General features: G+C 71.1%; 20 protein-coding genes. 8 read left to right on the plus strand and 12 right to left on the minus strand.

Features of this window, described 5'->3' with window-relative positions; translation table 11 throughout:
* From NCG93_RS09125 to NCG93_RS09145, 5 genes are all read right to left on the minus strand, one after another.
* Positions 1–1,581: an AMP-binding protein gene (locus NCG93_RS09125; protein WP_194414304.1), complete on the minus strand. Its 1,581-nt coding sequence runs from the start codon at positions 1,579–1,581 to the stop codon at positions 1–3.
* A gap of 58 nt (positions 1,582–1,639) precedes the next feature.
* A complete protein-coding gene (locus NCG93_RS09130; protein ID WP_194414303.1) occupies positions 1,640–2,854 on the minus strand; it encodes an acyl-CoA dehydrogenase family protein in 1,215 nt (404 codons plus the stop codon).
* Positions 2,854–3,891, minus strand: a complete 1,038-nt coding sequence (locus tag NCG93_RS09135; protein ID WP_194414302.1) for a phosphotransferase family protein — start codon at positions 3,889–3,891, stop codon at positions 2,854–2,856. Before NCG93_RS09135 ends, NCG93_RS09130 begins: the two co-directional genes overlap by 1 nt.
* 99 nt (positions 3,892–3,990) lie before the next feature.
* A complete protein-coding gene (locus NCG93_RS09140; protein WP_194414301.1) occupies positions 3,991–4,425 on the minus strand; it encodes an acyl-CoA thioesterase in 435 nt (144 codons plus the stop codon).
* Positions 4,422–5,084: a QsdR family transcriptional regulator gene (locus NCG93_RS09145; protein WP_194414300.1), complete on the minus strand. Its 663-nt coding sequence runs from the start codon at positions 5,082–5,084 to the stop codon at positions 4,422–4,424. The genes NCG93_RS09140 and NCG93_RS09145 overlap by 4 nt, the downstream gene beginning before the upstream one ends.
* Positions 5,085–5,193: 109 nt before the next feature.
* On the opposite strand from NCG93_RS09145, the gene NCG93_RS09150 reads away from it, so the two are divergent.
* Together NCG93_RS09150 and NCG93_RS09155 are read left to right on the plus strand one after the other, a co-directional pair.
* The gene (locus NCG93_RS09150) at positions 5,194–6,465 is read left to right on the plus strand and encodes an acyl-CoA dehydrogenase family protein (protein WP_194414299.1); all 1,272 of its coding nucleotides are present in this window, start codon (positions 5,194–5,196) and stop codon (positions 6,463–6,465) included.
* Between the two features lie 79 nt (positions 6,466–6,544).
* Complete coding sequence (locus tag NCG93_RS09155; RefSeq protein WP_194414298.1) at positions 6,545–7,759, plus strand: acetyl-CoA C-acetyltransferase; 1,215 nt, start codon at positions 6,545–6,547, stop codon at positions 7,757–7,759.
* A gap of 27 nt (positions 7,760–7,786) precedes the next feature.
* Here NCG93_RS09155 and NCG93_RS09160 read toward each other — a convergent pair whose 3' ends face one another.
* The gene (locus NCG93_RS09160; RefSeq protein ID WP_194414297.1) at positions 7,787–8,029 is read right to left on the minus strand and encodes a PLDc N-terminal domain-containing protein; all 243 of its coding nucleotides are present in this window, start codon (positions 8,027–8,029) and stop codon (positions 7,787–7,789) included.
* 614 nt (positions 8,030–8,643) lie between these two features.
* Between NCG93_RS09160 and NCG93_RS09165 the strand changes: the two genes are divergently transcribed.
* Positions 8,644–10,092 carry an HNH endonuclease signature motif containing protein gene (locus NCG93_RS09165; RefSeq protein WP_194414296.1) on the plus strand — a complete coding sequence of 483 codons (1,449 nt, stop codon included), beginning with the start codon at positions 8,644–8,646 and terminating at the stop codon, positions 10,090–10,092.
* Between the two features lie 85 nt (positions 10,093–10,177).
* Here NCG93_RS09165 and NCG93_RS09170 read toward each other — a convergent pair whose 3' ends face one another.
* Complete coding sequence (locus NCG93_RS09170) at positions 10,178–10,387, minus strand: hypothetical protein (RefSeq protein ID WP_194414295.1); 210 nt, start codon at positions 10,385–10,387, stop codon at positions 10,178–10,180.
* Between the two features lie 123 nt (positions 10,388–10,510).
* Between NCG93_RS09170 and NCG93_RS09175 the strand changes: the two genes are divergently transcribed.
* The 3 genes from NCG93_RS09175 (at position 10,511) to NCG93_RS09185 (ending at position 11,792) form a co-directional block, all read left to right on the plus strand.
* Positions 10,511–10,903 (plus strand): MmcQ/YjbR family DNA-binding protein, encoded by a 393-nt coding sequence (locus tag NCG93_RS09175; protein ID WP_194414294.1) that lies wholly within the window; start codon positions 10,511–10,513, stop codon positions 10,901–10,903.
* Positions 10,904–11,001: 98 nt separating this feature from the next.
* Complete coding sequence (locus NCG93_RS09180; protein WP_194414293.1) at positions 11,002–11,445, plus strand: SRPBCC family protein; 444 nt, start codon at positions 11,002–11,004, stop codon at positions 11,443–11,445.
* 50 nt (positions 11,446–11,495) lie between these two features.
* Complete coding sequence (locus tag NCG93_RS09185) at positions 11,496–11,792, plus strand: hypothetical protein (RefSeq protein ID WP_194414292.1); 297 nt, start codon at positions 11,496–11,498, stop codon at positions 11,790–11,792.
* A gap of 7 nt (positions 11,793–11,799) precedes the next feature.
* Here the strand turns inward: NCG93_RS09185 and NCG93_RS09190 are convergent, their stop codons facing one another.
* Positions 11,800–12,129 carry a DUF6176 family protein gene (locus tag NCG93_RS09190; protein WP_194414291.1) on the minus strand — a complete coding sequence of 110 codons (330 nt, stop codon included), beginning with the start codon at positions 12,127–12,129 and terminating at the stop codon, positions 11,800–11,802.
* 152 nt (positions 12,130–12,281) lie between these two features.
* On the opposite strand from NCG93_RS09190, the gene NCG93_RS09195 reads away from it, so the two are divergent.
* Complete coding sequence (locus NCG93_RS09195; protein ID WP_252787496.1) at positions 12,282–12,872, plus strand: VanZ family protein; 591 nt, start codon at positions 12,282–12,284, stop codon at positions 12,870–12,872.
* Between the two features lie 45 nt (positions 12,873–12,917).
* Here the strand turns inward: NCG93_RS09195 and NCG93_RS09200 are convergent, their stop codons facing one another.
* From NCG93_RS09200 to NCG93_RS09210, 3 genes are read right to left on the minus strand one after another with little or no spacing between them, the layout of a single operon-like run.
* Positions 12,918–13,376, minus strand: a complete 459-nt coding sequence (locus tag NCG93_RS09200; protein WP_194414289.1) for a MaoC family dehydratase — start codon at positions 13,374–13,376, stop codon at positions 12,918–12,920.
* Entirely contained in the window at positions 13,373–14,122 is a 750-nt protein-coding gene (locus NCG93_RS09205) for an SDR family oxidoreductase (protein WP_194414288.1), read from the minus strand. The genes NCG93_RS09200 and NCG93_RS09205 overlap by 4 nt, the downstream gene beginning before the upstream one ends.
* Positions 14,119–15,282: an alcohol dehydrogenase catalytic domain-containing protein gene (locus tag NCG93_RS09210; protein WP_194414287.1), complete on the minus strand. Its 1,164-nt coding sequence runs from the start codon at positions 15,280–15,282 to the stop codon at positions 14,119–14,121. The genes NCG93_RS09205 and NCG93_RS09210 overlap by 4 nt, the downstream gene beginning before the upstream one ends.
* Positions 15,283–15,426: 144 nt before the next feature.
* Here NCG93_RS09210 and NCG93_RS09215 point away from each other — a divergent pair, with 144 nt between their 5' ends.
* The gene (locus NCG93_RS09215) at positions 15,427–16,584 is read left to right on the plus strand and encodes a serine hydrolase domain-containing protein (protein ID WP_194414286.1); all 1,158 of its coding nucleotides are present in this window, start codon (positions 15,427–15,429) and stop codon (positions 16,582–16,584) included.
* Positions 16,585–16,646: 62 nt separating this feature from the next.
* On the opposite strand, the gene NCG93_RS09220 is transcribed toward NCG93_RS09215, so the two are convergent.
* Positions 16,647–19,367 (minus strand): cation-translocating P-type ATPase, encoded by a 2,721-nt coding sequence (locus tag NCG93_RS09220; protein WP_194414285.1) that lies wholly within the window; start codon positions 19,365–19,367, stop codon positions 16,647–16,649.
* Between the last annotated feature and the right edge of the window lie 14 nt (positions 19,368–19,381).

The raw sequence follows: 19,381 nt of genomic DNA on the forward strand, positions 1-19,381 counted from the left end.
TCAGGCGACGGGGCTGTGCTGTGCGACGAGCTCGCGCTTGAGCACCTTGCCGCTCGATCCCAGCGGCAGCGACGGCACGACGTGGACCACGCGCGGGTACTTGTAGGCCGCGATCCGATCGCGGACGAACGCGACGACCTCGGCGGGGTCAAGGTCGACGCCGTCGTGCGCGACGACCGCGGCGTGCACCTCCTGGCCGCGCACGTCGTCTGCGACGCCGAACACGGCCGCCAGCGAGACGCCGGGATGCCGCGCCAGGACCGCTTCCACCTCGGTGGGGTACACGTTGTATCCCGACCGCACGATCATGTCCTTCTTGCGGTCGACGATGGTGAGCACCCCGTCGGCGTAGGTGCCGAGGTCTCCGGTGCGGAACCAGCCGTCGACGACGGCGGCGGCCGAGGCATCCGCTCGTCCCAGGTAGCCCTTGAACAGATTGTGGCCGCGGACGACGATCTCGCCGAGCGCGTCGGGCTCGTCGAGCAGCACCACCGATTCCTCGATGTCCGGATCGGCGATCGCCACGTCGACGCCCCACAGTGCCCGGCCCACCGTGCCCGGCCGGATCGGCTGGTGCAGCGGGTTGGACGACACGGTCGGTGCGGTCTCGGTGAGCCCGTATCCCTCGTGCACGTCGGCGTCGAACGCGTCGCGGAACGCCTCGAGCACCGCGACGGGCAGCGCCGCACCGCCCGACACGGCGTACCGCAGCGGGGGCCGGGCCGGTGAGCGGCGGGCCGCCTCGAGGATGCCGACGTACATCGTCGGCACGGCGGTGAACACCGTCGCACCGAGCGCGGTCGTGAGCGCGAGCGCTTCGTCGGCGTCGAATCGGGGGAGGAGGATGACGGATGCCCCCACCCGCAGCGCGATGTTCATCACCGCGGTCTGGCCGAAGGTGTGGAACAGCGGCAGTCCGCCGAACACGATGTCGTCCGGCCCCAGATCGAACGCGTCGATGAGCGTGGTGTGCACCTGCTCGACGATGGACAGGTGAGAGCCGACGGCGCCCTTCGGCGTGCCGGTCGTTCCGCTCGTGTACAGGATGGTGGCGGCGTCCAGCGGCGAGACCGACTCGTGACGTGCGAGGGGCGCGGCCGCAGCGGCCTCGGCCTCGAGGCGCGGCAGGTCGACTCCCGCATCGGCGGGCAGCAGCACGGTGACCAGCGGCACGCCCGCCGCCGTCGCCGCCGGCACGGCCTCGCCGAGCAGCGGAGCGGCGGCGACCAGCACATCGGCGCCGGAATCGCGCAGGACGTACGCGATCTCGTCCGCCTTGAAGAGCAGATGCACCGGCACCACGATCGCGCCGAGCGACAGCGCCGCGTAGTAGACGCGGGCGAAGTCCGGAACGTTCGGCACGAGCATCGCAACGCGGTCGCCCCGGCCGATGCCGCGGGCACGCAGCGCGCCGGCATAGGCGCGCGTCTGGTCCCACAGCTCGCGATACGTGGTCGTGCCGCCGGCGAAGTGGAACGCGGGGCGGTCGGCGTGACGCACCGCCGACTCGGCGAGGATGCTCGCGACCGACAGCGTCGCGAATCCGGCGCCGTCGATCGCGGGGTCGGGGTGGTGGGTCATCGCTGTCTCCTTCGACATCGGTTTCTCGGGGAACGGGATGCCGCGGCATCCGCTGTCGTCAGCCGCGCAGCTGCGCGCGGCCCAGGCTTGCCAGGTGCACCTCGTCGGGACCGTCGGCGATGCGGAGTGACCGGATGCCGGCGTAGAGCTCGGCGAGGGGGGTGTCGGACGAGACGCCGGCGCCGCCGTGCAGCTGGATGGCGCGGTCGATGATCTGCTGCACCGCGCGCGGCACCGCGATCTTGATGGCCTGGATCTCGGTCATCGCGTGCTTGTTGCCGACCGTGTCCATGAGCCACGCGGTCTTCAGCACGAGCAGGCGCAGCGCCTCGAGCTGGATGCGGGCCTCGGCGATCCATTCCCGCACGACGCCCTGCTCGGCGAGCGTGCGCCCGAACGCCTGCCGCGACGACGCCCGCTCGATCATGAGCGCCAGCGCCCGCTCGCCCATGCCCAGGGCGCGCATGCAGTGGTGGATGCGGCCAGGCCCGAGCCGGGCCTGCGCGATCGCGAAGCCGTCGCCCTCGCCCGCGATGAGGTTGTCGGCGGGGACGCGCACCTCGTCGAACGCGACCTCGGCGTGGCCGCCGTGATCGCGGTCGTCGTAGCCGAAGACGCTGAGCGGGCGCACGATGCGCACCCCCGCCGTGTCACGCGGCACCAGGATCATCGACTGCTGACGGTGGCGCGCGGCATCCGGATCGGTCTTGCCCATGACGATGAAGACCGCGGCGTCGGGGTTCATCGCGCCGGTCGACCACCACTTGCGGCCGGTGATCACGAAGTGGTCGCCGTCACGGCGGATGCGTGTGCCGATATTCGTCGCGTCCGAGGACGCCACCTCGGGCTCGGTCATGCAGAACGCCGAGCGGATGCGGGCGTCGAGCAGCGGCTCGAGCCAGCGCTCCTTCTGCGCGGGAGTGCCGAAGTCGTTCAGCACCTCCATGTTGCCGGTGTCGGGCGCGGCGCAGTTGAACGCCACCGGCGCGAGCCGCGGGCTCCACCCGGTGATCTCGGCGACCGGCGCGTACTGCAGGTTCGTCAGCCCCGCGCCGTCGTGTCCGGGGTGCCGACCAGGCAGGAACAGGTTCCAGAGTCCCTGTGCACGAGCCTTCTCCTGGAGCTCGAGCACCACCGGGCGCACGGTCCAGTCATCGGGCGTCGCGGCCAGCTGCTCGTCGAGCACGGGCTCGGCGGGGAGGACGTGTTCGACGAGGAACGCCCGCGCCCTCTCGGTGTAGTCGCGCGTCGTCGCGTCGGGGGCGAAATCCATCAGCGCACCTCCAGTCCCTTCTGTGCGAGCGGCTCGACGAGCGCGCCCATCCGGTCGAAGCCTTCGCCGACCGTGTCGCCGGCCTGGAAGCGGTAGTGGATGCCCTCGAGGATCACCGCGAGCTTGTAGGCCGCGAAGGCGCGGTACCAGCGCAGATCCGGGATGCCGATTCCCGCGCGCTGCGCGTACACCTCGACGAGCTCGTCGAACGACGGGTAGCCGGCGGCGGGGTCGACGGCGCTCGGCACCGCGCCGGCGAAGCCGCCCGGCAGGTCGGAGATGTCCCAGTAGAGCGCGAAGATGCCCAGGTCGACGAACGGGTCGCCGAGCGTCGCCATCTCCCAGTCGAGGATGGCCGAGATGCGCGGGTCGTCGGCCCCGCCGATCACGAGCGCGTTGTCGAGCCGGAAGTCGCCGTGGACGATCGCAGTGCGCGAGGAACGCGGCATCCCGTCGGCCAGGGACTCCTGCAGCGCATCGAGCGCGGGCGTCGCGCGCGATCGAGAGGCGTCGAGCTGGCGCCGCCACGTCGAGAGCTGTCGGGCGAGGTACCCGTCGGGGCGGCCGAAGTCGGCGAGGCCGACGGCAGCGGGGTCGACCGCATGCAGGTCGGCGAGGCAGTGGACCAGGTCCATGCTGAGACCGCGCAGCCCGGTGGCGGTGTAGGCCGAGTTCTGCGAGGGCCGGGCGAGCACGACGCCGGGCGCGCGCTCCATGACGAAGAAGACGGTGCCGGTGACGCGGCCCGTCGCCGTGTCGTCGACGACGTCGACGGTGCGGGGGACCGGGACTGCTGTGTCGGCCAGTGCTGAGATCACCCGGTGTTCGCGCCGCATGTCGTGTGCGCTCGAGAGCACGTGCCCGAGCGGAGGGCGCCGCACGATGAGCGGGATGCGCGCTCCGTCGACCGCGTACGTGAGGTTGCTGCGGCCGCCGGCGATCACCTCGGCGGTGAGCTCGTCGGCGGCGAGGTCGGGGTGCGCCTCGCGCAGCCACGCGGTCAACCCCGCGACATCCAGTCCCGGAACACCGGTCATCCTCGACCCCTTCCCCGTCCCCGTCGGCGGGGTGGTGGACTCAGCATACCGGATGGTCGGTTTGTTTGACGCACCGGGCCGCTCGTCGCTGCTGCCGCGTCATGAGCGGGTGAGGAGGCGGTCCTCGATCGCCGAGCGGATGGACGCCGGCACGGGCGTGGGGCGCCGGGTCGCGGCATCCACGAAGACGTGCACGAAGCGGCCGGTCGCGATCGGATCGTCTTCGCCGGCGCGGAGGATGCCGAGCGCCCAGGTGACGCTGGTCGTCCCGAGTCGTTCGATGCCGATGCCGACCTCCAGGGCGTCCGGGAAGCCGGCCGACGCGACGAATTCGCACGACGAGGCCGCGCAGAGGGCGATCGCGTCGCCGCCGAGGGGATCGAGGCCGCCTTCGCGGATCATGAAGGCGTTCACGGCGGTGTCCATCGCCGCGTAGTAGACCGTGTTGTTGAGGTGGCCGTACTGGTCGTTGTCGTTCCACCGCGTCGCGAACGGCTCGCGCACCGGGTAGGCGAGGGGGGTCGGCGTGCTCATTCGCCGACCCGCAGCATGAGCCGGAAAGCGACACGGGCGCGCTCGGCGCTGGGGGTGTCGCCCGAGATGAGGTCGGCGTACGTGAACGACTCCGACAGGCGCACGAGGATGTAGGCGAGTTCGGCGGGCGTGATCGCGCCGCCGAGCGGCGCCTCGCCGAGGTCGCGGCGCACCAGCCAGTCCGCGGTCGCGACGTACCGGCGCTGGATCGGGCTCTCCTTCGTGGTGAGCAGTCGCAGCGCGCGCGCCGGCTCACGGCGCAGGAACGAGCGGAAGTACTCGGCCGTGATGAGGTCGTCGACGAAGTGCGTGAGGATGCCGGCGACCCGCTCGCCTCCCGTGAGGGTGCTGCACGCGTGCTCGGCCTGCACCAGGGTGGGGATCGCGAGCGACCACAGCACCTCGCTCAGCAGCGCATCGCGATTGCCCACCCAGCGGAACAGTGATGTCCGGTCCACGCCCAGCCCGGCGGCCAGGGCCGTCATGTCGATGCGGCGGCCGGCGATGAGTGTGGCGCGCGCCGTCTCGAATGCGCGCTGCGCGTCGGGATGTGCGCCGCTCGCCAGGCGTTCCGACAGCCACGAGGGCGCGGCATCCGTCCCCACACGCGAGATGGTGGCGGGGGAGGTCGCCGGGACCGCGGCTGCCGGTGGGTTCATGCGGGAACTCTACCGCTCGGGCGCTGGAAGTCTGCAACGTTTCTGAAAGTGTTGTGCAACGTTCTGAGAATTGATGCATACTCGTCGAACGACCACCGAAGGAGAGACGATGACGTTCACCTTGACCGAGCCGCAGGAGCAGGAGGCGGCGCTCGGCGCCGCCGCGGACGTGCTCGACGCCGACTTCTACGAGTTCCAGAATCTTCTGACGGATGCCGAGCAGCGGGCCCTGCGCGAGATCCGCGAGTTCCTCGAGACCGAGGTGCGGCCGTTCGCGGACGACCACTGGGATCGTGCCGAGAGCCCTCGCCACCTCGTACCGCGGATCGCCGAACTCGGGCTGTACGGCAACGCGTTCCCCGAGACGCGCGCCTTCGAGAACAGCAACGTCTTCCGCGGATGGGTCGCGATGGAGATCTCGCGCGCCGATCCGTCGACGGCCACCTTCATCGGCGTGCACAGCGGCCTCGCGATGACCTCCATCGCCGTGGGCGGGTCCGACGAGCAGCGGGCCGAATGGCTGCCGGTGCTCGCGCGCGGCGAGCAGATCGCGTGCTTCGGGCTCACCGAGCCGGGACACGGCTCGGACACGGCGAAGGGTCTCGAGACGACCGCAGAGCGCCGGGTCGGGCCCGACGGCACCGACGAGTGGGTGCTCAACGGCGCCAAGCGCTGGATCGGCAACGGCGCGTTCGCCGACGTCGTGGTGATCTGGGCGCGCGACGTCGCGGACGACCAGGTCAAGGGCTTCCTCGTGCGCACCCCCTCGGTGGGCTACGAGGCGACGAAGATCGAGCGCAAGCAGTCGCTGCGCACCGTCGAGAACGCCGACATCGTGCTGACCGACGTCGTGGTCCCCGAGCGCGACCGGCTGCAGCGCATCGACGGGTTCCGCGACCTCGCCGTCGTGCTCCGTCTCACCCGCGCCCAGGTCGCGTGGCAGGCGCTCGGCGTCGCGGTCGGTGCGTACGAGTGCGCGGTCGCCTATGCCAAGGCGCGGGTGCAGTTCGGCAAGCCGATCGCATCGTTCCAGCTCGTCCAGCAGAGGCTCGCCGACGCGCTCGCGAACATCACCGCCTGCATCGGAATGTGCGTCCGTGTCTCGCAGCTGCAGGACGAGGGCGTCCAGAAGGACCACCACTCCGCCATGGCGAAGGCGTTCGTGAGTGCGCGCGTCCGCGAGACGGTGGCCCTCTGCCGCGAGATCTGCGGCGGCAACGGGGTGCAGCTCGGTGGTCAGGAGCAGCTGGGGATCCCCGCCGGCTACGGCATCGCCCGCTACTTCGCCGACGCCGAGGCGGTGTACACGTTCGAGGGCACGTACGACATGAACTCCCTCATCGTCGGCCGCGCCATCACCGGCATCCCCGCATTCGTCTGATCCCCGCCCGCGCCTTGCCCGCGCCTGATCGTGCCGCCGGCGGTGGGCCGCGGCATCCGTCCCCCTCCGAAGGAGAACCATGACCGAGGCCTACATCGTGGCCACTGCGCGCTCGCCGATCGGGCGCGCGCGCAAGGGATCGCTCGTCGACGTGCGACCCGACGACCTGGCGGCGCGCATGATCGGCGCCGCGCTCGGCAAGCTGCCCGGGCTGGATCCGGCGCGCATCGACGACCTGCTGCTCGGCTGCGGTCAGCCCGCCGGTGAGCAGGGCTTCAATCTCGCGCGCATCGTGGCGGTGCTGCTGGGATGGGATGCCGTGCCCGGCGCGACCGTCAACCGCTACTGCTCCTCGTCGCTGCAGACGACGCGCATGGCCTTCCACGCGATCAAGGCCGGCGAGGGGGACGTGTTCGTCTCGGCCGGTGTCGAGTCGGTGTCGCGGTACGGGGCGGGCGCATCGGATCTCCCGGATGCGGTCAATCCGGCCTTCGCGCCGTCGATCGCGCGCACCGTCGCGAGGTCGGCCGCAGGGGCGGCGTCGTGGACGGATCCGCGGGCCGACGAAGCGCTGCCGGATCCCTACATCGCGATGGGGCAGACCGCCGAGAACGTCGCGCAGCTGCGGGGCGTGACGCGCGAGGAGCAGGATGCGTTCGCGGCGAGGTCGCAGCAGCGCGCCGAGGCGGCGATCGCCTCGGGATTCTGGGAGCGCGACATCACTCCTGTCACGCTCGCCGACGGCACGGTCGTCACGGCGGACGACGGCCCGCGGGCCGGGGTCACCGTCGAGGCGCTGGCCGGGCTGGATCCCGTGTTCCGGCCCGACGGGACGGTGACCGCCGGCAACTGCTGCCCGCTCAACGACGGTGCGGCGGCGGTCGTCGTCGTGTCGGACCGGGTGGTCGACGAGCTCGGCCTGCAGCCGCTCGCACGCATCGTGTCGACCGGCGTCTCGGGCCTCTCGCCCGAGATCATGGGACTCGGCCCGGTGGACGCGTCGCGTCGCGCCCTGGCGCTCGCGGGCCTTTCGATCGACGACATGGACCTCGTCGAGATCAACGAGGCGTTCGCCGCGCAGGTCATCCCGTCGGCGCGCGAGCTCGGCGTCGACCCGGAGCGCCTGAACGTGCACGGCGGTGCGATCGCCGTCGGCCACCCGTTCGGCATGACCGGCGCCCGCATCACCTCCACGCTGATCAACGGCCTCGCGGCGACCGGCGGTCGGTACGGCCTCGAGACGATGTGCGTGGGCGGCGGTCAGGGCATGGCGATGGTGGTGGAACGGGTCTGACGCGCAGGGGCTGCCGGTCGCTGACCGCTATTCGGTCGAACGACGGTTCGTGGTGGTCTTGCGTCCGGTCGTCAGCCAGGCGATCGGACCGAGGACGGGAACCAGCAGCACCAGCGCTGCCCACAGCAGTCCCTGGGTCGGGGTGAGCCTGTCGCCGGACCGAGCGAGGGTGACGAGCGCCACGATCGCGAGTGCGATGACGATGGCGGCGGCCAGCGACCAGACGATGTCGTAGCCGGCGGGGATCAGCGGATTGTGCTCGTCGCTCACTCGCCCAGGCTACGGGAGTCGGGCGGCGTCGTACGGGCTGGGCGCCGGCGCCGTCGAGGTCGTTGAGCGAGCGAGGACGCTTCGTCTCGTCGCTGGCGCTCCTCGCTCAGCGACCGGGATAGAGGTCGTTGAGCGAGCGAGGAACGAGCGAGACGAAACGCGGACGGGGTTTGTGCACCTCGGGGCGTTGTGCGGCCGGCGCTTCAGTGGTCTCGTTCGGCGACCTGGCATTGATACCGGTCGTTGAGCGAGCGAGGACGCTTCGTCTCGTCGCTGGCGCTCCTCGCTCAGCGACCGGCTCGCGAGACCAAACGCGCACCCCGGTCGTTGAGCGAGCGAGGAACGAGCGAGACGAAACGCGGACGGGGTTTTTGCACCTCGGGGCGTTGTGTGGCCGGCGCTTGAGTGGTCTCGTTCGGCGACCTGCCATTGATACCGGTCGTTGAGCGAGCGAGGAACGAGCGAGACGAAACGCGGACGCGGACGTCAGCCGGTCGGCGTTCCGGTTCCTCCACAGGCGCTTCTCGCGGCTCTTGCGGCGCAGTTATCCACAGCTCGGTTTCCACGCCTGATCTGGGACTTCGAATGTCGGAGACCCTCGCCAGAATGGGGGTATGACGAACCTCGCCGACGCTCCCACCGAGCTCGGCGACGCGCTCGCGAAAGTCACGGCGGCCGCGGTCGTCGAGGGCGGGTTGCGGGGGTTGGATGACGCCGGCGTGCTCGGGGCGTTGGCGGTGGCGGGCCGGATCCGCCGCGGCGCCGAAGCGGTGATGGTGGAGGCGGTCGCGGTGCTCGTGGACCGCGACCGTGACGTCCGGCACGCCGACCGCATCACGACGCGGTACGGATGCCGCACTACGAACGAACTCGTGCAACGGGCGACGCGGGTCTCCGGGCGGACCGCGTCCGACATGCTCGCGGCCGCGGGAGCGGTGCAGCAGGCTGTCGCGCTGTCCACCGGGGAGCTGCTCCCTCCGCCGTTCCCCGGGCTCCGGGCCGCGCTCGCGGCCGGGCAGGTCGGGATCGACGGGATCGTCGCGGTCACGGGGGCGTTCCGCGGCTGCCACACCGGCCGCGCCGAGATGCTCGCCGCCGACACCGAGCTCGCCGCGGCCGCGTGCGGCGAGGGGGTGGATGCCGCACCCCCGGCGTCGGCGGATGAGCTGCGGGCGCTCGCCCTGGTGTGGGCGGCGTACCTCGACCAGGACGGTGCGGAACCCGAGGACACCCGGGCACTCCGCAAACGCGGCATCACCGTGGGTCGACGCGGCGACGACGGGCTCGTCCCGCTCCGCGGCCTGCTGCTGCCCGACGTGGCCGCGCAGCTGCAGCTCGGGTTCGACAGCATCCTCAACCCCCGCACCGACGGCGCCCCCGCACCAGGACCCTGCTTCACCGCATCCGACGATCAGGACGACGAGGCTCCACCGGATCCGTCAGAACCGGTGGCATCAGCGGCCGATCAGCGCTCCCACACCCAGAAGCTGCACGACGCGTTCGCAGTGCTGCTCACCGCGGCCGCCGCCTCCGGCGAACTACCCACCCTCGGCGGGGCCGCGCCGACATTGGTCGTCTCGGTGCGGGCGGAGGACCTCGCCACCGGTCACGGCCACGCCCACCTGCCCGGTGACGACCAGCCGGTCCCGCTCGCGGTCGCCCGACACATCGCCTGCACCGGCGCCATCCAACGCGTGCTCCTCGACAACACCGGCCGGATCGTGTCGATCACAACCCTGGACCGCGTCTTCCACCACCACCAACGCAAAGCGATCACCCTCCGCGACGGCGGCTGCCTCATCCCCGGCTGCCACGTCCCACCGCAATGGTGCGAGATCCACCACGTTCACGAACACTCCCGCGGCGGACCCACCCACACCGACAACGGCGTCCTGCTCTGCTGGTTCCACCACCGCACCCTCGACACCGGCGGCTGGCACATCCGCATGATCAACGGCATCCCACATGTAAAGGGCCCCTACTGGTGGGACCCCCACGTGAAATGGCGACCCGCCACCAAATCCCCCACCCGAAAACGAGACCTCATCGCCCAGCGGAACTGACGCCAGGGCGCTCGCTCCCATCACTGGGCGTGGCGTCCATGTACGGCCGCGGCGTCCGCTCGCAGCGCGCGTCCGCCGCGGACCATCACTCCGTTCGGCGGCGGCGCCGGGCTATGACGATCGCGGCGACGATGAGCCCCAGACCGACCAGGAGCACGATGGGGCCGATTGTCGCCCACACCGGCGAGCCGCTCATCACCGACCCTCCCAGCACGCCGAAGCCCTGCAGGGTCCAGATCAGCCCGATCGCGGTCAGCAACACGCCGGGCACCAGGTACGGCCAGATCCGCTTCACGCGACCACCCTAGTTCGCGCCCACCTCCGCCGATAGGGAGGCGGCGGCGCCCGCGCTGCTGCCCGCCGGTCGGTGGCTGTGCTGCTCGCGGTCCGTGTCGGAGGCGATGTCTAGGGTGGGGGCGTGGCCACCCTCGACGATCTTCGCCGCACCGCCGAACTGCTGCCCGGCAGCGAAGAGCGCGCGACCACCGGCGGCGCCGCCTGGTTCGTGCGCCGCAAGCTCTACGCCTGGGAATGCCATCCGTGGCCGAGCACTCCGGCCGACATCCGCGCGATCATCGCCACCGAGCTCGTGGTCGGTGTGAAGCTCGCCGACCCGATCGACGCGCTCGCGCTGCGCGAGATGGCGCCTGACGTATTCCTGGGCACCACGACGCCGTGGGGGGAGCCGAAGGTCGCCTTCCGCATGGCGGCGATCGACGACGGCCACCTCGCTGAGCTGGTGACGGAGGCATGGCGCGTCCAGGCGCCGCGCTACCTGCGACGCGAATGGGATGCCGCGGCCACGTCGTAGCCTGGCGCGCTGACGCCCTCTCGCGGTGTGCTCTCGCGGTGGGTGATCAGCCGGTCAGCGGCCGCTCAGCCAGCGGAGCGCCCGGGCAAGATGGGAGGGTGCCTTCGACCTTCACGCTCGTGACCGAGACGTCGATCTCCGCCACGGCGCTCTTCGATCTGTCGCTCGACATCGACGCGCACGTCTCGTCGATGAGCCGGTCTGGGGAGCGGGCCGTGGCGGGCGTGAGGACCGGACAGATCGGTCTCGGGGAGACGGTGACGTGGCGAGCGCGCCATTTCGGCGTGTGGTGGACCATGACGTCGCGGATCACCGCGCTGGACCGGCCCACCCGTTTCGTCGACCAGCAGGTCCGTGGTCCCTTCAAGACCTTCGTCCACGAGCACCGGTTCGAGCAGCTCACCACGGGCGCGCGCATGACCGACACCATCACGCTCGCCTCACCGATCTTCGGATCGCTCGCCGAGCGACTGGTGCTCGTGCCGTACCTCCGCCGACTCATCGCGACGCGCAATGCGCACCTCCTCGCCGCGCTCCGCTGATCTCGGTGCGCCTGTTGCGCTCGGGGCACCGCCGATGGTCGGATGAGCGGGTGGAGGCTGTCGTGGCGTGGTTCGGAGTCGTTGCCGGTGGTGTCGTGTTCTTCCTGTCGTTGAGGGTCGCGAGCAACGCGAACGCCGGGCGACGGCTTCCGTACTGGCGCAGTCCCGAGGTCGCATCCGGCGCGGCGATCGGCATGCGAGTCGCCGGGGTCTTCCTGGTCGCACTCTCCGCGGGGCTCCTGGCCCCGACGATCGGCTACTGGTCCGTCGCAGTCGTCGCACTGGCGCTCCTCCCGGGCCTCGTCACCATCCCGCTCCACAACAAGCGCCTCGCGGCAGGCAGCTAGCCCGCCATCAGTCGGGGTCGACGCGTAGATCAAGGACGATCTCGGCGTTCGCCGGCCCATCATCGGCACGCCGCATGACGGCGCGATGCTCAGCGTCCACGGACCGAGGGGACTGGTCCGTCACGGCGCGCGCACGGGCCAGATCGTCGGTCTGCATCGCGTACACGATGATCGGGCCGTCGCTCGTGTCGATGATCATCGCGGTCTCGTGATCGACACCTTCGGCAGCGAGCGACTCCCGCGCCTCAGCCCGGCGCGGACCGTCGATCTCCCGCAGCCACTCGACCACCCGATCGCGCTGGTCGGCCCGGATGCGTCGCGCGACGAGGTGAATCACGAGTCGAGGCTAGGCCACGACCCATGACATCGCGGGACCGACGGAGCATACGCTGACGCAACATCGGGTGCCGTTGACTGGAATCGTCCTTCTCGCCGAGAAGCGACCCTCGACGGGCCATCGCCCCGATCGGATCCGGAGACCGGGACGCCATGACGACCACCGCACCGCCGCCCGACCAGCAGGCTGCCCCAACCGATACGGTTCCGGTCCGACTGATCGCGGCCTTCGCGCTCTACCTGGCGCTCCTCATCTGGATCGTGCTCTGGAAGCTCGAACTCCCGTGGGTCGGCGGCGTGGATCGCGTCGTCAAGCTCGTCCCGTTCGTTGCGACGGACGGCCAAGGCGCGAGCAAGCCCGCCGAGGTCGTCATCAACTTCCTGCTGTTCATCCCGCTCGGCCTCTATCTGGGCGTTCTCGCACCGTCGTGGCGGTGGTGGAGGACCGCCGTCGTCCTCGCCGGGGTGAGTCTGGCGCTCGAGGTGACGCAGTTCGTCCTGGCGATCGGGAGCACCGACGTCACCGACATCGTCGTCAACACCGCCGGCGGGCTGACGGGGCTCGCCGTCGTCGCCGTCACGCGCCTGGTTCTCGGAGGCAGGGCCCGAGCGGTGCTCGCGCGCGTCGGCGTCGTCACCACGCTGCTCGCCCTGCTCCTCGTGGCGCTCTTCATCGCCTCACCGCTCCACCTGGGGCCGGGCTCCGGACGCGACGCAGGTCCGCTCGGCGGAGAGCGTTCCTGACGGCGGCGAGCCCCGGATCAGCTGAATCGCGGGAACGCCGGACTCTCAGCCCTGCGGGACGAAGAGCGCCACGGTCTCGGCGACGAGTGCGGGGCGCTCGGATCCGTCGAGCTCGACGGTCGTGCGCAGGCCCACGCGGTAGCCCTGCGGCGACGGCTCCGCCGACACCACCTCCGTCACGGCCCGCACGCGGGAGTCGACGACGACCGGCTGCAGGAACCGCACCTTGTCGAGCCCGTAGTTCACGACCATCGCGGTGCCGTCGACCGACAGCAGGCCGGCCGTGAGCCGGGGCAGGAGCGAGAGAGTGAGGTACCCGTGCGCGATGGTGGCAACGAACGGCCCGGATGCCGCGCGCTCGGCGTCGAGGTGGATCCACTGCCAGTCCTCGGTGGCATCGGCGAACGCCTGGATGCGCTGCTGGTCGATCGCGAACCAGTCGCCGGTGGCGGTGCTGCCCACGGCGCCGGTCAGACCGGCGGGGGAGTCGACGACGATGCTCATGCGCGGGGCCCTCCCGCGACGTACAACACCTGACCGGAGACGAATCCGGCCTCGTCGGAGCAGAAGAACGACGCCGCCGCGGCGATGTCGTCCGGGTAGCCGGCGCGCTGCACCGGGATCTCCTTGGCGTTGTGGGCGATGAAGTCGTCGAATCCGACGCCCAGACGGTCGGCCGTCGACCGTGTCATGTCGGTGACGATGAACCCAGGGGCGATCGCGTTCGCGGTGACGCCATACCGCCCGAGCTCGATCGCGAGCGTCTTGGTGAACCCCTGCATGCCGGCCTTGGCGGCGGCATAGTTCGCCTGGCCGCGGTTGCCGAGCGCCGACGTCGACGAGAGGTTGACGATGCGCCCCCACCCGGCCTTCACCTGGTGCTCCTGCACCGCTCGCGACATCAGGAAGGCGCCGCGCAGGTGCACGTTCATGACGGCGTCCCAGTCGTCCTCCGTCATCTTGAACAGCAGGTTGTCGCGGATGATCCCGGCGTTGTTGACGAGGATCGTCGGTGCACCGAGCTCCTCGGCGACGCGCGCGACGGCGCGCTCGACCGACGCCGCGTCGGCGACGTTCGCGCCCACCGCGAGAGCCCGGCCGCCGGCATCCGTGATCGCCCTCACCGTGTCGGCGCACTGCGCCTCATCGAGGTCGAGCACCGCGACGGCGTTGCCGTCGGCGGCGAGGCGCCGCGCGGTGGCGGCGCCGATGCCCCGCGCGGCTCCGGTGACGATGGCAGTTCTGGTCATGCGTGGTTCCTTTCGAAGGTGCTCTGCTGGTCGAACTGGATCAACTGGCGCAGCTCGCCGCCCGCGGCGAGCCGGTCCATGGCGGCGTCGAGGTCGTCGAGGCCGATGCGGGAGGAGACGAGTCGCTCGAGCGGCAGGCGTCCCGCGCGCCACAGCTCGACGTAGCGGGGGATGTCGCGGCTCGGCACCGCGGAGCCGAGATAACTGCCGACGATCGTGCGCGCCTCGGCGGTGAGCACGAGGGGCGAGACGCTCGCGCGGGCGTCGGGCGCGGGCAGGCCCACCGTCACGGTCGTGCCGCCGGGCGCGGTGAGCGCGACGGCGGTCTCGAACGCGCGCACGGCGCCGGCCGCCTCGATGACGACGGGGGCACGGATGCCGCGGTCCATGGCATCCGCCGGCGTGAGGGCCTCGGCGGCACCGCACGCGAGCGCGTGCGCGAGCTTGCCCGGCACCATGTCGACCCCGATCACCTCGTGGCCGAGCGCGACAGCGACCAAGAGGGCGGCCATGCCCACGCCGCCGAGCCCGACGACGACGACGCGCTCGCCCGGCGCCGGCCGCCCCGCGTTGATGACCGCGCCGCCGCCGGTGAGCACGGCGCACCCGAGGAGGGCCGCGATCTCGGCGGGCACGTCGGGATCGACCGGCACAACCGACGCGCGGCTCACCACGGCGTGGGTGGCGAACGCCGAGACCCCGAGATGGTGGTGGACGTCCTGCGTCTCGCCGGCGTCCACGTCGTGCCCGGTGCGGAGACGGTGCAGTCGGACGCCGCCGCCGAGCAGCGTGCCCGCGTTGTTGGCCGCCGAACCCGGCGTGCAGGGCAGTCGCCCGTCGGTGCGGCAGCCGTCGCACTCGCCGCAGCGGGGGAGGAACGTCATCACGACGCGATCGCCGACGGCGACGTCGTCGACGCCGTCGCCCGCCTGCTGCACGATGCCGGCGGCCTCGTGGCCGAGCAGCATCGGCACCGGCCGCATACGGTTGCCGTCGACGACGCTGAGGTCGGAATGGCACACGCCGGCCGCCTCGATGCGCACCAGCAGTTCGCCGGGGCCGGGCGCGTCGAGCTCCAGCTCGCCGACGGTGAAGGGGCGCGACTGCGCGAACGGCGGCTGCGCGCCCGAGACCTCGAGTACTGCTCCCGTGATCTTCATCCGACCTCCTCGTCGTGACGCCGTCCACCATCGGCGGCAACACCAGCCTCTCCCGACGCCGGTGGATGACAAGCATACCGACCGCGCGGTATGCTCACGTCCACCCGGCAGTGCCGCCGGATCCGAGCGTCGAAGGAGACCAGGATGTCGAACAGCGTTGCTCCCACCGTGGCAGTGGACGGAGACGCCGATCCCCGGTTCGCCGGGCTTCTCGACGCCTTCCGGCAGAACCTCTCCACTGGTGAGGAACTGGGCGGTTCCCTCTGCGTGCTGGTCGACGGCCGGCCCGTCGTCGACGTCTGGGGTGGCTGGAGCGACCCGGACCGAACGCGGCAGTGGGAGCGCGACACCATCACGAACGTCTGGTCGCTGTCCAAGACCGTCTCGTCGCTCGCCGCGCTGCTGCTGATCGATCGGGGCGAGCTCGACCCCGATGCTCCGGTGGCCGCCTACTGGCCGGAGTTCGGCGCCGCCGGCAAAGACGGCGTTCTCGTGCGCCACGTGCTCACCCACTCGTCGGGCGTCTCGGGCTGGGACCAGCCCGTCTCGGCCGAAGACATCATGGACGTGGATGCCGCGACCGACCGCCTGGCCGCGCAGGCGCCGTGGTGGCCGGCCGGGGCGGCGACGGGCTACCACCTCCTGGACTACGGGCACCTGATCCACGGTCTCGTGCGCGCCGTGACCGGCCGAGGTCTCGGCGCGTTCGTCGCCGAGGAGCTCGCGGGTCCGCTCGACGCCGATTTCTGGCTCGGCCTCCCGGCCGAGGAGGACCACCGGGTCTCGCCGGTCGCGCCTCCGCCGCCGTCTCAGCTCGATCTGTCGGCCCTCCCGCCCGGCTCTCCGGCCGCGCGCACCTTCGGCGGCCCCGTGCTGGGCGCCGAGGTCACGTGGACGCGGGCCTGGCGCGCAGCGGGCATCGGCGGCGCGGGCGGCCAGGGCAACGCCCGCTCCGTCGCGCGGTTGAACGCCCTCATCGCCGGGCGCGGCCAGGTGGACGGACGACGGATGCTGTCGCCCGAGGCCGTCGACCTCATCTTCGCGTCGCCCGTGGAAGGGATCGACCTCGTGCTCGGTCTGCCGCTGCGGTGGGGGCTCGGCTGGGGGCTGCGGCATCCGCTCTCCACCGCGTACCTCCCGGAAGGGCGCGTGGCGTCCTGGGGCGGATGGGGCGGATCGCTCGTGGCGGCCGACGTCGATCGCGGCGTGACGTTCGCCTACGTCATGAACCGCATGTCGGACGGCATCCTGGCGTCCGAGCGGGGCCGCACCTACCTGCGCGCGGCGTACGACGCGCTCTGACTCTCGCTCGAACAAGAACGCGCGCCACCCGGTACGGGCGGCGCGCGTTCGACATCCGAAGATCAGGCGACAGGGGCGCGACGCGCGATGCGCGCGCGACGGATCCACTTCTCGATCTCGATGAGCACCGGCACCAGCAGCGCCAGGCCGAGAGCCGTCAGCCACTCGCTGCCCGAGAGGCTGGTCGTGCCGATCAGGCGCTGCATGAAGCCGATCTCGACGGCGGCGACAGTGAGCGCCAGCGGGATCGACAGCCACTTCACGGCGGCCAGGATGGGCGCCGAGAGCCCGGACTCGGGGTCGCGCCGCATGACGAGCCCGCCGAAGATCGAGCCGAGCGCGCAGACCACGAACGCCATCGTCACCGGCACGTTGGGCTCGGTCGAGCTGAGTTCGTCAGGGTAGATCAGCAGCGGCACGAGCGTCGTCACGAAGATCAGGCTGCCGTAGACGAACCAGAGCGTCACCGCACCGCGGTTCGCGATCGTCTTCTTCGGGTCGCGCGGCGGCTTCAGCATGATGCCGTCGGGCACCGGGTCGAGGAGGATCACGACCACCGGGAAGATGGCGATGAAGAAGTTCAGGAACAGCACCATGATCGGCGTGAGCGGCACGCCGTCGTTGATGCCGAAGATGCTCGCGACGAGGAACAGCAGCACCAGCGAGAACAGCTGCGACATCTGGAATCGGACGTAGCTGACGATCTTCTCGTAGATCCCGCGCCCGAGCCGGACCGCGGTGACGAGCGTGCCGAAGTTGTCGTCGACGAGGATCATCTTCCCCGCCTGCTTGGTGACGTCGCTGCCGGATCCCATCGCCACGCCGATGTCGGCCTGCTTCAGTGCTGCCGCATCGTTGACGGCGTCGCCTGTCATCGCGACGACGGCGCCCTCCTCCTGCATCAGGCGAGCCAGCCGCAGCTTGTCCTCGGGGGTGACGCGGCCGAACATGTGCAGGCGCGGCAGCGCCGCCTTCAGCTCGTCGTCGCTCATCTCCTGGATCTCTGCGCCGCTCGCCGACCCCTCGCCGAGGCCGAGCTTCGCGCCGATCGCGGCGGCCGTGATCGCGTGGTCGCCGGTGATCATCCGGACCTCGATGCCGGCCTCGCGCGCGATGCGCACGGCCTCCTTCGAGGAGGGGCGCAGCGGGTCGATGATGCCGACGAGGCCGACGAAGGTCAGATCGGCGATGGCCGCCATCGGGTCGTCCGCCAGCGAAGCGTCGGGCGCGAAGCGGCGGAAGGCGAAGGCGAGCACCCGCAGTCCCTGCTCCGACAGTGTGCGGTTGGCCTCGAGGATCTCGTCGCGGCGATCGGCGATCGGCACGACGCCCTCCATCGTGGCGACGGAGCCGCAGCGGTCGAGCACGACATCCGGGCCGCCCTTGACGTAGCCGACCAGCAGCTCCGTGCCGTCGACCGGGATGCGATGGAACGTGCCCATGAACTTGTACGCCGAGTCGAAGGGCACCTCGGCGACCCGCGGGAACTTGCTGCGGGTCAGTTCGGCGTCCGCGCCCAGCTTGGCCGCCAGCACGACCAGGGCGGCCTCGGTCGGGTCGCCGATCACGGCGCCGTCGTCCGACACCGTCGCGTCGCTGCACAGCGTCAGCCCGAGAGCCAGCTGCGTGAACTGCGGCACGGGCAGACCCGCCGTGTGGCGCACCTCGCCCGCCTTCTCGTAGCCGCTGCCGGCGACCGTGAACCACTCGCCGCGGTAGTACAGCGTCTCGACCGTCATCTCGTTCATCGTGAGCGTGCCGGTCTTGTCGGAGTTGATCGCGCTGGTCGCCCCGAGCGTCTCGACATCCGTCAGGTTCTTGACGACCGCCTTGTGCTCCGCGAGCTGCCGCGAGCCGTACGAGAGCATCGCCTGGACGAAGGACGGCATGCCCGTGGGGATCGCCGAGATCGCCATGGAGATGCCCAGCAGGATGACCGACGCGATCTCCTGCCCGCGCAGCAGGCCGGTCACGATGATGATCGCGACCGCGCCCCACGCGATCCAGCCCAGCACCCCGGTCAGGGCATCGAGCTCGCGCTGCAGCGGCGACTTGCCCGGCTTGACGGAGGAGAGCATCGATGCGATCTGACCCATCTGGGTCTGCATGCCGGTGCCCGTGATCACCACCGTCGCCGTGCCCCGCGTCACCTGCGTGTTCTGGAACACCATGTCGGTGCGGTCGCCGAGCGCGGTGTCGGCATCGGCGAGGGTTCCGGCATCCTTCGGGATCGGCGCACTCTCTCCGGTGAGCGCCGCCTCCTGCGTCTCGAGCGTCGCCGAACGGAGGATGCGGCCGTCGGCGGGGACGAGATCGCCCGCCTCGAGCGTCACGATGTCGCCCGGCACGAGGGTGGTCGCGCCCACCTGCAACAGGGTGCCGTCCCGGATGACCTTGGCCTGCGGGATCTGCATCTTCGCCAGGGCGTCGACGGATGCCTTCGCCTTGAGCTCCTGCCGCGTACCCAGCACGATGTTCAGCACCACAAGGGCGCCGACGAGGATGCCGACGCTCACCTGGTTGATGAACAGGCTGATGATCGCGACGGCGACCAGCATGACGTTCATCGGGTCGGCGAGCTGCTGCAGCGCGACCTGCCACGTCGACGGCGGCTTCTCGGCGGCGATCGAGTTGGGGCCGTGCTCGGCGAGCCGCTGCGTCGCGTCCGCGGCGGTCAGCCCGCGGTCGCGGTCGCTGCGGAACGCGGCGACGACGGCATCAGGGTCCTGGCTGTACCACGCGGTCTCGGCCGGCGTTCCGGCGGTGGTCTCCACGGCGCTCATGGCCTGAACCTACC

Origin of the sequence: Microbacterium yannicii (assembly GCF_024055635.1) — a bacterium.
GTDB classification, from domain to species: Bacteria; Actinomycetota; Actinomycetes; order Actinomycetales; family Microbacteriaceae; genus Microbacterium; species Microbacterium yannicii.